General features: G+C 72.0%; 12 protein-coding genes. 3 read left to right on the top strand and 9 right to left on the bottom strand.

Going from position 1 to position 12,045, the window contains the following annotated elements; genetic code table 11:
- Positions 1–2: 2 nt before the first annotated feature.
- The 5 genes from ACZ4S3_RS36790 to ACZ4S3_RS36770 all read right to left on the bottom strand — a co-directional run bounded on the left by ACZ4S3_RS36790 (position 3) and on the right by ACZ4S3_RS36770 (position 4,042).
- Positions 3–392, bottom strand: a complete 390-nt coding sequence (locus ACZ4S3_RS36790; RefSeq protein ID WP_467942738.1) for a tyrosine-protein phosphatase — start codon at positions 390–392, stop codon at positions 3–5.
- Between the two features lie 124 nt (positions 393–516).
- On the bottom strand, positions 517–1,674 hold the full coding sequence (locus ACZ4S3_RS36785; RefSeq protein WP_467942736.1) for an NAD(P)H-dependent flavin oxidoreductase: 1,158 nt from the start codon (positions 1,672–1,674) through the stop codon (positions 517–519).
- Positions 1,671–2,429 carry a CoA-transferase subunit beta gene (locus tag ACZ4S3_RS36780; RefSeq protein WP_467942734.1) on the bottom strand — a complete coding sequence of 253 codons (759 nt, stop codon included), beginning with the start codon at positions 2,427–2,429 and terminating at the stop codon, positions 1,671–1,673. Before ACZ4S3_RS36780 ends, ACZ4S3_RS36785 begins: the two co-directional genes overlap by 4 nt.
- A complete protein-coding gene (locus ACZ4S3_RS36775; RefSeq protein WP_467942733.1) occupies positions 2,426–3,265 on the bottom strand; it encodes a CoA transferase subunit A in 840 nt (279 codons plus the stop codon). Before ACZ4S3_RS36775 ends, ACZ4S3_RS36780 begins: the two co-directional genes overlap by 4 nt.
- A gap of 3 nt (positions 3,266–3,268) precedes the next feature.
- Positions 3,269–4,042 carry an enoyl-CoA hydratase family protein gene (locus tag ACZ4S3_RS36770; protein ID WP_467942731.1) on the bottom strand — a complete coding sequence of 258 codons (774 nt, stop codon included), beginning with the start codon at positions 4,040–4,042 and terminating at the stop codon, positions 3,269–3,271.
- 82 nt (positions 4,043–4,124) lie between these two features.
- Here ACZ4S3_RS36770 and ACZ4S3_RS36765 point away from each other — a divergent pair, with 82 nt between their 5' ends.
- Both ACZ4S3_RS36765 and ACZ4S3_RS36760 read left to right on the top strand, forming a co-directional pair.
- Positions 4,125–4,922 (top strand): SDR family oxidoreductase, encoded by a 798-nt coding sequence (locus ACZ4S3_RS36765; RefSeq protein ID WP_467942729.1) that lies wholly within the window; start codon positions 4,125–4,127, stop codon positions 4,920–4,922.
- A 1-nt stretch (position 4,923) separates the two neighbouring features.
- The gene (locus ACZ4S3_RS36760) at positions 4,924–5,835 is read left to right on the top strand and encodes an SDR family oxidoreductase (protein ID WP_467942727.1); all 912 of its coding nucleotides are present in this window, start codon (positions 4,924–4,926) and stop codon (positions 5,833–5,835) included.
- Between the two features lie 576 nt (positions 5,836–6,411).
- Here ACZ4S3_RS36760 and ACZ4S3_RS36755 read toward each other — a convergent pair.
- Both ACZ4S3_RS36755 and ACZ4S3_RS36750 read right to left on the bottom strand, forming a co-directional pair.
- Positions 6,412–6,630: a ferredoxin gene (locus tag ACZ4S3_RS36755; RefSeq protein ID WP_467942725.1), complete on the bottom strand. Its 219-nt coding sequence runs from the start codon at positions 6,628–6,630 to the stop codon at positions 6,412–6,414.
- A gap of 6 nt (positions 6,631–6,636) precedes the next feature.
- Complete coding sequence (locus ACZ4S3_RS36750; RefSeq protein WP_467942724.1) at positions 6,637–7,827, bottom strand: cytochrome P450; 1,191 nt, start codon at positions 7,825–7,827, stop codon at positions 6,637–6,639.
- A gap of 113 nt (positions 7,828–7,940) precedes the next feature.
- Here ACZ4S3_RS36750 and ACZ4S3_RS36745 point away from each other — a divergent pair, with 113 nt between their 5' ends.
- A complete protein-coding gene (locus ACZ4S3_RS36745) occupies positions 7,941–8,558 on the top strand; it encodes a TetR/AcrR family transcriptional regulator (RefSeq protein ID WP_467942722.1) in 618 nt (205 codons plus the stop codon).
- A gap of 5 nt (positions 8,559–8,563) precedes the next feature.
- Here ACZ4S3_RS36745 and ACZ4S3_RS36740 read toward each other — a convergent pair whose 3' ends face one another.
- Together ACZ4S3_RS36740 and ACZ4S3_RS36735 are read right to left on the bottom strand one after the other, a co-directional pair.
- Positions 8,564–9,757 (bottom strand): serine hydrolase domain-containing protein, encoded by a 1,194-nt coding sequence (locus ACZ4S3_RS36740; RefSeq protein WP_467942721.1) that lies wholly within the window; start codon positions 9,755–9,757, stop codon positions 8,564–8,566.
- A 60-nt stretch (positions 9,758–9,817) separates the two neighbouring features.
- The gene (locus ACZ4S3_RS36735) at positions 9,818–11,986 is read right to left on the bottom strand and encodes an FUSC family protein (protein ID WP_467942719.1); all 2,169 of its coding nucleotides are present in this window, start codon (positions 11,984–11,986) and stop codon (positions 9,818–9,820) included.
- Positions 11,987–12,045: the final 59 nt, after the last annotated feature.

The following is a 12,045-nucleotide window of genomic DNA, read 5'->3' as shown; positions in this document are numbered from 1 at the left end:
GGTCAGCGCAGCAGATGGGCGCGGATCCGGTCCGGCGTGGTCCGCGCCGGCCCGAGCCCCTCGGCGAGATAGCGCGGGACGCCGCCGTATTCCTTGCGCAGCTCCGCCGGCCCCGCGTCCAGATAGCTGGTGCGGACCTCCTGAAGCGGCCGCAGCAGATCCGTGTCCCGCATCATCCCGGCCTTCTCGAGACCCGCGTTGACCTTGGCGTCCGCCGGGCGCCGGATCGTGTGGGAGAGCAGGTAGTCCTGCACCGCGGCGGCATGCGGGACGCCGAGCAGGCGCAGCAGCAGATAGGGCGGGGACCCGCAGGCGGTGACGGAGCCCGGACCGCCGAGGGTGAGGGCGGAGCCGAAGAGGAGAGTGGTGGCGCGGCGACGGGAGGGGAACACGCGGCAGCTCCAGGTCAGGGGAGGGGGAGATGGTGAGGGGGAGAGAAGGGGAGGGCCCCACCCGGGCCGGCGTTCGGCTTGAACTCCGGCCCGGGGCGAGGGCGTTGACCCGTGCGCGGGAAGCTCAGCGCGGCAGGGCCGCCAGCGCCGCATGCGCCTCGGCCATGATCCGGTCCACGAGTTCGGCGCACGACGGCAGATCGTCGATCACGCCGGCGACCTGGCCGGAGGCCATCACGCCGAGGTCGGTACGGCCGTCCACCATCGACGCCTTCAGCAGCATCGGGGTGTTGGCCGCGAGCAGAACCTGACTCCAGGTCAGATCCTTGCCGTGCTTCATCGCCAGACCGTCGCGGACCATCTGCACCCAGCTCAGCCCGGACAGCTTCTTGAATGACGCGGCATGCCGCACCGCCTTGGCGAGCGCGGCGGTGCGCCCGGACCGCTCCAGCGCCGCGACCAGCTCGCTGCGCAGCATCCGGTGCGGCAGACCGTCCACCTTGGTGGTGACGGTGATGTCCTTGACGGACGCTTCCAGATAGCGGGCCTGTACGGCCTGCGGCACGGTGCTGTCCGAGGTCAGCAGGAAACGGGTGCCCATCGCGATCCCGGCCGCACCGTAGGCCAGCGCGGCGACCAGGCCCCGGCCGTCGAAGAATCCGCCGGCGGCGATCACCGGAATGCCGACCGCGTCGACGACCTGGGGGAGCAGCACGGTGGTGGCGACGTTCCCGGTGTGGCCGCCGCCCTCGCCGCCCTGGACGACGACCGCGTCGGCTCCCCAGGCCGCGACCTTCTCGGCGTGCCGACGCGCGCCGATGGACGGGATGACGATGACTCCCGCGTCCTTGAGCCGGGCGATCAGCTCACGGGACGGGGCCAGCGCGAAGGAGGCGACCCGTACGCCCTCCTCCACGAGGATCCGTACGCGTTCGGCGGCATCGCCCGCGTCCGCGCGCAGATTTACGCCGAACGGCTCGTCCGTACGGGAGGCGACCTCGCGGATGGCGGCCCGCAGCTGATCGGGGGTCATGGTGGCGGAGGCAAGGATCCCGAGAGCGCCCGCGTTGGCGGCCGCCGACACCAGCCGGGGTCCGGCCACCCAGCCCATGCCGGTCTGCACGATCGGACGCCGCACGCCGACCAGCTTCGTCAGCGCGGTCGCGAGGTCCGCACCACTGGTACCGCTCGCCTCGCTGGTACGGCTTGCCTCGCTGGTACCGCTCGCCTCGCTGGTACGGCTCGCCTCACTCGCACCGCTCGCCTCACTCGTCTCGCTCACGACGGCACCTCGCGGTCGCGCAGCCCCTTCGGGTCGATGACCTCGCGGATCAGCCGCAGCTCCTCGGGGGTGGGCTCGCGGGTGTACGGGATGTCCGCGGGCAGGGTGAGCGGGAAGCCGGTGGCCTCCAGGATCTCGTCCACCGTCACGCCGGGATGGCGGGAGGCCAGGCGCATGGCGCGGCCGGGGGTCTCGAAGTCGAGGACGCCGAGGTTGGTGACGACTCGCGGGATGCGGTGGTAGCGGGTCGCCGACGGGCCGGCCGCGGCCGCGCTGTCGTAGCCGACGCCGCTGATCATGTCGACCCGCTCCACGAAGACCCGCGTCGAGTGCTTCGGGACCCAGTAACTGACCGGATTGTTCAGGGTGTTGACGGGTGCGCCGCGGACGCCGAGAAGCTGGCGGGCGGGCTGCTGCCAGTCGCCGATACAGGAGATGTTCTGGTTGCCGAAGCGGTCGAGCTGGCTCGCGCCCATCATGACGTGACGCTTGCCGCCGGTGACCATGACCAGGTGCTGGCGGTAGGGCAGCCAGCCCTCGGCCTCCCCGTCGAGCCCGACGATCATCGCCTCGCCGTCGGTGAGGAGAAGGTCGGGGGAGAAGGTGCGCTTGGCGAGCCGGGCGCCGATGGAGGGAATCACGCCCATCGGGCTGGCCAGCACCTCGCCGTTGTCGCGCCAGGCGTCGGCGCAGGCGACCACGCAGTACTCGGCGCGGCCGGCGGTCGTGGTCGTGGCTCCCGTGGTCGTGCTCACTTCTGCTCCTCGTGCCAGGTCTGGACCGCGGACTGGTACGCCTTCTCGTCGCCGTACAGGAACCGTTCGGCGAACTCGGGCCAGGGGGTGGTGGCGTACAGCTTCTGGAAGGGCTCGTCACGGCCGTAGTCGGGGGCGCAGGAGGTGAAGTGCGCACCGTTCGGAGTCTCGGTGACTCCGGTGACCGCGTGCCGTTTGATGAGCAGGCTCTGTGGGACGGCACCGGCGAAGGTGTCCACCAGCCGCTCGCAGGAGACATACGCGCTGTCCGCGGCCTCGCAGAACAGGTCGTCGAAGTACGGGTCCGGGCCCAGGTACTGCCCGTTGCCGAACCGGTCGGCGCGGTTGACGTGCACCAGCGCCGCATCCAGGCGCAGGGCGGGCATCGCGACGAAGGTCTCCCCGTCCTCGTACGGCGAGGTCACCGTCTTCAGGCCGGGGTTGACCCGCATGACGTCGGAGCCGAGGCCGGCGCGAACGGGGAGGAAGGGCAGGCGGTTCGCGGCGGCGTGCAGGCCCCACATGAACATCGCCTCGTCGACCTCCATCAGCTCGAAGCCGCCGCGCTGGCGGGCCGCACGGAAATGCGGTTCGAGGGGGATGGTGTCGAGGGTCGCGAACGGGGCGACCAGCTTGCGGATCTTCCCGGCGGCGGCGAGCAGGCCGACGTCGGGACCGCCGTACGAGACGACGGTGAGATCGCTGATCCCGGACCGGAGCAGCGCTCTCACCAGCGCCATCGGCTTACGGCGCGAACCCCAGCCGCCGATGCCGAGGGTCATCCCGCTGGTCAGCCGCGAGACGACGTCCTCGGGTGTCATGGTCTTGTCGGTCAACGGTCAGTCCTCCTTGCTGTCTGCCGCGCCCTGGGCCCCGAAGGTGTCGCGGACGCGGTCGGCGACGCCGCTGAGGTTCGCCTCGAAGGTGAAGCCCTGCTCGAAGCGGTAGCTGCGGTGGACGTCGACGGGGTCGATGCCGTTGATGGCGGCCTTGGCGAGGCGGATGAGAGAGCCGTCCTTCCGGGCGATCTCGCGCGCCAACTCCAGTGCGGCATCGCGGAGTTGGTCGCGCGGTACGACCTCCCAGACCGAGCCGTGGGCGTGCAGTTCGGCGGCGGTGGCGGTGCGCGAGGTGTAGTAGAGCGCCCGCATCAGGTGCTGCGGGACCAGCCGGGCCAGGTGGGTGGCCGCGCCGAGCGCGCCGCGGTCCAGCTCCGGCAGGCCGAACGTGGCATCGTCGCTCGCCACGATCGCATCCGCGTTCCCGACGAGGCCGATGCCGCCGCCCAGGCAGAAGCCGTGCACTGCGGCGACGACCGGCACCTCGCACTCGTAGACCGCCGAAAACGCCTCCGCACAGCCCCGGTTGGCGCCGATGAGCGCTCCATGGCCGCCGGACGCCGTATCGCGCTGCATCTCCTTGATGTCGACGCCCGCATTGAAGCCGCGTCCCTCGGCGGCGAGCACGACACAGCGGACGTCGGGGTCGCGGCCCGCCGCTCGGACCGCGTCCGCGAGGTCGTACCAGCCCTGTACGGGAAGGGCGTTGACCGGCGGGAAATCGACGGTGATGACCGCGACGCCCTTGTCCGGCCGGGAGGTGGAGACACCCATGAGCAGATCAGCTACCTTTCCACCAAGCGTTTGTTAGGTAGCGAAGTTAGCAGCGGATCGCGCGCTGCGGGAGGGGTGCCACATGAGCCTGACCCTCGATCTGACCGGGCAGGTGGCCGTCGTCACCGGCGGTACCAGGGGCGTCGGCGCGGGGATCGCCCGCGCATTCCTGCAGGCCGGGGCGGAGGTCGTGGTCTGCGCACGGAGACCGCCGGACACACCCGTCGAAAGCGGCGGCCGCTCGGCACACTTCCGCCCCCTCGACCTTCGCGACCCGGCGGCCGTACGGGACTTCCTCCCCCAGGTCGCCGCCGACCACGGCCGCCTGGACTGCCTGGTCAACAACGCCGGCGGCACCCCGTACCGCCTCCTCGGCGAGACCGACGCCGAACGCCACGCCCGGGTCGTCGAACTCAACCTCACCGCACCGATGACCGCCTCGCTCGCCGCATACGACGTCATGCGCACCCAGCCGGGCGGCGGCGCGGTCATCATGATCGGCAGCGTCAGCGGCACCCGCCCCTCACCCGGTACCGCCGCCTACGGCGCCGCCAAGGCCGGCCTGGACAACCTCGCCCGCTCCATGGCCGTCGAATGGGCGCCGACGGTCCGTGTCAACACCCTCGTCCTGGGCATGGTGCGCACCGAACTCTCCGCCCTCCACTACGGCGACGAGGCGGGCATCGCAGCCGTCGGCGCCACCGTGCCGCTCGGCCGGCTCGCCGAACCCGCCGAGATCGGCGACGCCTGCGTCTTCCTCGCCTCCGACCGCGCCACCTACCTCAGCGGCGCCAGCCTGCTCGTCCACGGCGGCGGCGAGCGCCCCGCCTTCCTCGACGCCGCCACCGTCAACCACACCGAAGACAGCAAGGAGAAATGACATGACCGGAATCTGCACCGGCCGCGTCGCCGCCGTCACCGGAGCCGGCCGGGGACTTGGCCGCGCCCATGCACGCGCCCTCGCCGCCGAAGGAGCCCACGTCGTGGTCAACGACCTCGGCGTGGCCGCCGACGGGGCCGGCTCCTCCGCGGGACCGGCCCAGCAGGTCGTGGACGAAATCCGCGCCCTCGGCGGCCAGGCCGTCGCCCACACCGGCGACATCACCACCACCGACGGCGCCGCCTCGCTCATCGCGACCGCACTCGACTCCTTCGGCCGCCTCGACACCCTCGTCAACAACGCCGGCTTCCTGCGCGACCGGATGCTCGTCAACCTCGACGAGGACGACTGGGACGCGGTGATGCGCGTCCACCTCAAGGGGCACTTCCTGCCGCTCAAGCACGCCGCCGCACACTGGCGCGCCGAGGCCAAGGCCGGCCGTACGCCCGCCGCCCGGGTCGTCAACACCAGCTCGGGCGCCGGACTGCTCGGCAGCGTCGGCCAGGGCAACTACTCCGCCGCCAAGGCCGGAATCATCGGCCTCACCCTCGTCGCCGCCGCCGAAATGGGCCGCTACGGCGTCCAGATCAACGCCATCGCCCCGGCCGCCCGCACCCGCATGACCGAGCAGACCTTCGCCGAGACGATGGCGGCACCCGCCGAGGGGGAGTTCGACGCGATGGCCCCGGAAAACGTCTCCCCGCTGGTGGTCTGGCTGTCCTCCGCCGCCAGCGACGGCGTCACCGGCCGGGTCTTCGAGGCCGAGGCCGGCCGGATCACCGTGATGGAGGGCTGGCGCCCCGGCCCCACCGCCGACAAGGCCGCCCGCTGGACCCCGGCCGAGGCGGGCGAGACCGCCCGCAAGCTCCTCACCGCCGCCGAGCCGCCGCAGCCGGTGTACGGGGCGCGGTGACGGGGCACTGACGGCGTGGGCACTGACGGCGCGGGGGCGGGCGGCGGGGGACGGGCGGCCCGCCCCCCCCGAACCACCCCGCCGGCAGGGTGACTTACCAACGGGTAATAACTCCACGCGCCGAAATCCCGCTCAGCGGGAACGCACGCTCCCCGCCCGCAGGCCGCCCCGCTTAGCCTCCCCGGACGAACCGACCGCTCCGCGGAGGACCACCCCATGCTCACGGACCGCCAACGCCACCTCGCGGCAGAACTGCTGCGGGACGCCGAGCGCAGCGGCACCCCCGTCGCCCCCTCGTCGACATCTTCCCGGGCATCGACGCCGAGGACGCATACGAGATCCAGCTGATCAACATCCGGCAGCGGTGCGCGGCCGGCGCCACCGTCACCGGCCACAAGGTCGGACTGTCGTCCCCGGTCATGCAGCAGATGATGGGCGTCGACGAACCCGACTACGGCCATCTGCTCGACGGCATGGAGCTGCACCGGCACCGGCGGGTGCGCCGCGCGCCCACGCCGGGTTCCGCCCGGCGTGGGGCGCGCGGCCCAGGCAGCGTCTTGCCGATAACCGGCACCCCTAGGGGCGGGGCCCGATGACGTTCCCGGTGTCGTCGGACACGCTGATGGCCATGGCCGGACAGACGTCGGCGGCGTCCAGCGCCCGCTCGTCCGCCGCGATCTCCTCGTCCACCGGGCGGGAGTAGCTCTCACCGAGGACGAACAGCTCCGGCGCGATGTTCGCGCACATCCCCGATGCCATGCACTGCTTCGGATCGATCGCCACTTTCCACGTCATCCGCAGTCACCACCCCACCGGCATGACCCGCGGGCCACGCACCAGCATCTGGCTCTTCCACACCACGTCGCCGGCCAGGCGGAGACCGGGGAACCGCGAGATGAGAGCACCGATCGCTTCCTGGAGCTCCAGTCTCGCCAGTGGCGCGCCCAGGCAGTGATGCACGCCGTGTCCGAAGCCCAGGTGCTGATTGCCGTCCCGGGCGATGTCCAGCGTCCCCGGCGAACCGAACCGCAGCGCATCGCGGTTGGCGGCGCCCACCGCGACCAGTACGGGTGATCCGGCCCGTACGAGCGTGCCGCCGACATCGATGTCTTCCTTGGCGTAGCGCGGCTGGCTCGCACCGCTGCCCAGCGGGACGAACCGCAGCAACTCCTCCACGGCGCCGCCGATCAGCTCCGGCCGGTCGCGGAGCAGGGCGAGTTCGTCCGGATGGTCGAGCAGCGCGAGCACAAAGTTGGGGATCTGGGTGGCGGTCGTCTCATGGCCCGCGACCAGGATCCCGACACACAGATCGACGAGTTCCAGCTCGGACAGCCGGTCGTCGACGTCCCGCGCGTCGATCAGCGCCGTCATCAGGTCATCGCGCGGCGCCCGCCGGTGTTCCTCGATCAACTGCCCCATATAGGCGCGGAGTTCTTCAAGATTGGTATCGAATTCCTCCGCCGTCAGCGAGCTGGTCGACAGCGCCGCATCGCTCCAGACCCGGAATCGCGGCCGGTCCTCGGCCGGTACCCCGAGCAGGCGGCAGATCACCGCCACCGGAATGGGCAGCGCATACCGGTCGACCAGATCGACCGGCGGTCCGGCCGCCTCCAGCTCGTCCAGCAGCTCCCGCGTCAGTTCCTTGACCTGCGGCCGCAGCTTCTCGACCTGACGGACGGTGAAGGCCTTGGCGACCAGGGAACGCAGCCGGGTGTGATCGGGCGGGTCCATGCCCAGGATGCCGCTGCTACGGCGGCCCTCGGACTGCCGGGGCTCGTCGTGCAGCGCGCCCTCGGCCCGGCTGAAGCGCTGATCGCCGAGGACGAGTCGGGCCTCGGTGTACCGGGTGACGAGCCAGGCCGGCTCCCCGTAGGCCATCCGTACTCTGAGCAGGCCGGGACGGTTGCGCGCCTGCTCGTATTCTTCGGCGAGCTCAAGGCTCTCGGGCGTATTGAAGGGGTAGGAGAGTGGTGCTGTGTCGGCCGTGGTCATGGTGACCTCCCTCATGTAAGCACCTGCTTACACAAGGATGACCGCTCCCTCCGGAGCGGTCAACGACGCATTGTGGCCGTCATCGTGACGTGCCGCCGGAGAGGAGTGTGGCAATGGGGCAGACCCCGCACGACAACGCCGACACGGCGAAGGAACACCGCCGCGACGCACAGGGCACCCGGCTGCGGTTGCTCGACGCCGCCTCGGAACTGTTCGCCGAACGCGGCTATGAACGCGCGACCGTACGCGACATCGCCGCCCGCGCCGACGCCAACCAGGCCCTTCTCTTCCGCTACTTCGGCTCGAAGAAAGCCCTGTTCGGAGAGGTGATGGCGCGCGGCGGCCAGGAGCAGCTCCGGGCCACCCCGCCGGACCGGCTCTTCGAGGTCGCGCTCCGGGACATGCTCGCCGGCGACGGCGCGGCCAAGGACCGCCTGCTGGAGGTGTGCCTGCGTTCCATCGGGGGCGGCGACGAAATCGGGGAGGCGCTACGGGGGCTGGGTGAGGAGTACGCGGCGGTGCTGGCGACCCTCTCGCGCGCCGAAAACGGCGACCTTCGGGCCGATCTGGCGCTTTCGTGGCTGCTCGGAATTGGCTTGATGCGAGTGGTTGTCGGAAAAGAACCTCTGGCGAGCGCCGACCCGGACACGATATGCGCCCTGACCGGCAGCGCCTTGAGCGCACTGCTCGAGGAACTGCCGCAGAGCCCGGCTCCCACCGAGCCCGGATGACCGGTCTACCGCACCGGCATGACGGGCGCCCCGGCCCCGGCGGCCGGAGGCTTCCCGCAGAACTCCGCCTCGATCACGCTCCCGTAGAGCGAACCGTCCCCCAGCCAGTCCCCGTTGATGTCGAACGTCAGCTGATGCCTGCCGTCCCTGGTCCCGGTCACCGCGGACACCGACCCGTTGGCGCGCCCGGTGTGCCCCCAGACCGTCACCCCGCAGGACAGCTTGAGGGAGTCGATCCCGAGCCCGAAGGCGTAGCCGTCGCCCGCCGGCACCCCGTCGAACATCTCCTTCATCTGGGGGGCGGGCAACAACTTGCCCAGCACCAGGGCGCGTTGGAAGCGATTGAGGTCCCTGCCGGTGGATATCAGCTCGCCGGATGCCCCCAGCCACGTCATGTTCTGTTCCGTCGCGTCATGGACCGGGGCGTCGGGCGCCGTGTCGTGCAGCCGGGAGTACGCGACCGGGTGCGGCGCCGGCAGTCGCGGATCGGTGCCGGGAAAGGACGTCTCGCGCAGCTTCAGCGGTCTGATGACCCGCCGCGTGACCTCCTCGGCGTACGAATGACCGGTGACCTTGCCGATCACCATCCCGGCGAGGACGTAGTTGGTGTTCGCATACGACGGGGCCTTGCCGGGTTCGGACACCGGCGGGTGCTGCATCGCCACGGCCACCAGATCCTCCGGCCGGTAGGTGTCGTACCGGTGCTCCGGGAAGTGCTTGCCGGAGGTGTTCCCCTGGAAGGTGCTGTCGCCGGAGAAATCGAAGAGGCCGCTGGTGTGGTTGAGCAGCTGACGCAGGGTGATCCGGCTGCCGTTGTTCCCGTTGCCCCGCACGACGCCCGGCAGCCACTTCTCGACCGTGTCGCCCAGGCTCAGCTTCCCCTCGGCCTCCAGCTGGAGCAGAATGGTCGCGATGAACATCTTGGTGTTGCTCGCCGCCCGGAAGTGGTCATCGGCCGACCACGGGCGCCCGGTAGCGGTATCGGCGGAGCCCGCCGAGGCGAACCACCGTCCCTTCCCGTCCTGGACGGTGGCCGCCACGCCGGGCAGGCCGCCCCGCTCCACCACCTGCCGCAGTGCGGTCCGTGTGGCGGCGTGGCCGCGCCCGGCTGCGTATGCGGGGGCGGTGAGGGTGCCGGCCCCGACGGCGGCGGCCGTCGTCAGGGCGAGTAACGCGGCGCGGGCCGCTCGCTGCTGCATGGAATTCCTCCGGCTGAGTCCGTGTGGCGTAAATGACGCCGAACTCAGCCCGGAGGTTGATCAGTTGGCCTGCCGGCTCCGACGGGACATCTCCTGGTGGATCCGGTGCAGGTCGGCGGTGAGGGTGTCCAGCCAGATGACCGAATCGACGAGTAGCGCCGCGGACACGGCGTGCGCCTGACCGTCGCTGCTCTCGCCCGCCGGCGGGGGTGCGGCGACCGTGAACAGGCCGCGGATGTCCAGTGGTTGGGTGTCATGGAGCGCGTCGGCGGTGTCGTCGGCACGCAGCTGCTCGGCGAGAGCGCGATAGCCGGCCGCCGTCTGCCCGGCCGCATGCCGTAGCCAGCCGCCGACCGCCGGATCGGTGATCCGCCCGGGACGGCCGGGCAGCAGCCGCTCGCCGCGCCGCGCGTGTGCCCCGGCGGCCAGCACCTTCGGCCAGTCCGGCTGCCGGGACGTCTCCTCGCGCGGCTCGCTCTGATACTGCGCCAGGCTCTCTTCGGCGAGGACGAGGGCGCTGTTGATGGCGGCGACATCGGCATCGCCGGCATCGCCGGCGGTCCGCTCCACCACCCGCGCCGTGGTCCGCCCGACGGCGTCGGCGACGGCCGAGCACACGCCCGCCATGCTCCGGCGCACCTCACTGCCCGCGCCCCGCGGCCACGCCAGCAGCCCGCAGGCCAGCCCGATCAGACTCCCGGTGAGCACATCCGCGAAGCGGGTCGGGGCCAGGTGCCACGTCACGGGCGCGACCTGCGCGAACAGCGAAGCGACGACCAGCGTGAAGCCACCCTGCGTCCAGGCCGGCCCGCGCAGCGGCCCCACGGTGAACGCCGCCAGCATCACCGCAGGCAGCACGATCGCGTACACCGTGTCCCGGTTCTGGACCAGCGCCAGCAGCACCCCGGCCGCCACCGCGCCGACCAGCGTGCCGATGAGCGCCTGCCGGACCACGGAACGGGTCTCCAGACTGGTCGTCCGGGTGAGCGTCAGCGTGGCCAGCAGAACCCAGAAGCCGTGCGACAGGTCGAGGACTCCGGCGATCGCCCGCGCCGCGGCCAGGCCCAGCGCGAACCGGCAGGCGTTCTGGAAGATCACCGAGCGCGGGGTGAAGTGCGTGGACAACCGCTGCCACCACAGCTGCGGGGCGCGCGCCCGTGCGTAGGCGAAGGCGTGCCCGGCGGGGTTCTCGCCGACGCTGCGGTCCCCGAGCAGCAGCCGGGTCGCCAGCACCAGCACCACCGCCGAGTCGGCCGCCTGCACCGCCAGCGCCCGGCGCCGCAGATAGGCCAGCCGGTCGTCGGCACCGAGCCGCTCCAGCGCGGCCACCGCCCGGTGGGTGCGTACGGGGTCCAGCTCGGCCTGCAGCGCCGCCGCGGAGGGGCCGGGCCGCCGGGCCCCGCGCAGCGCCCACGCCGTCTCCCGTACGGCGTCGCCGATGCCCCGCAGCAACGCCACCGTCTCCGGCCGGTACGAGCCCGCCGGCCCGGCCCCGCCGTGCAGCGCCGCCAACTGGGCCAGCAGCGTGCGGGCCGCCTCGGCGGCATGCCCCATGGCCTTGTGCCGCAGCGTGGGAGAGGCGGGCAGGTCGGCGGGCGGCACCCGGGACGGACGCAGCCGGTCGGCCGCCACCTCGGCCACCGCGAGCGCCCGCTCGGGGGCGGGCCCGCCATGGTGATCCGCCAGCACCCCGGCCGCCTCGGCGGCGTCGGCCAGCAGCGACCGGAACGGCGGCGTATCCGGCTCGGGCAGGACGAAACGCTGCGCCGCGGCCAGCAGCACCGTCCCCAGCACAAACCCGTAAACCCGCTGGTCCAGCGTGTCCGGCGCGTACGGCGGGAAGCACGGCAGGATGTACAGCAGCTGCATCCCCGGGGCCGCCCCGGCGATCCGCGGGCCCGCGATCCCGGCGTAGGCGACCATGAAGCCGATCACGAGCATGCCGAGGACGGCCGCCCAGGTGCGCACGGCAAGCAGCGTGCCCAGTGTGACGAGCGCCGCTCCCGCGGGGACCGCCATCAGCGTCGTGGCGGCGCGCTGCCGCCCCGACCCCGGGATCCGGGCGAGCGCGCCGAGCGCCACCGCCGCGAAGGTGGCGTACAACGACATGACCGTCTCGTCGAGCCCGTAACGGCACAGATAGAAGGCGGCACAGGCGGCAACCGTCACCCGGGCCGCGTTGCCCACCACGGCCCGGTGCCCCCGCAGACCAGGTCCGCCACGCTCCACATCTCCACTATTGGCCGTCCGCCGCGGCCGCGCACAGCGAGGCCCGGCTCCGTGCGGAC

The organism is Streptomyces sp. NPDC028368, from assembly GCF_055565615.1.
The sequence above is the reverse complement of the archived record's forward strand: the minus strand, read 5'-3'. Positions and strand labels throughout refer to the sequence as shown.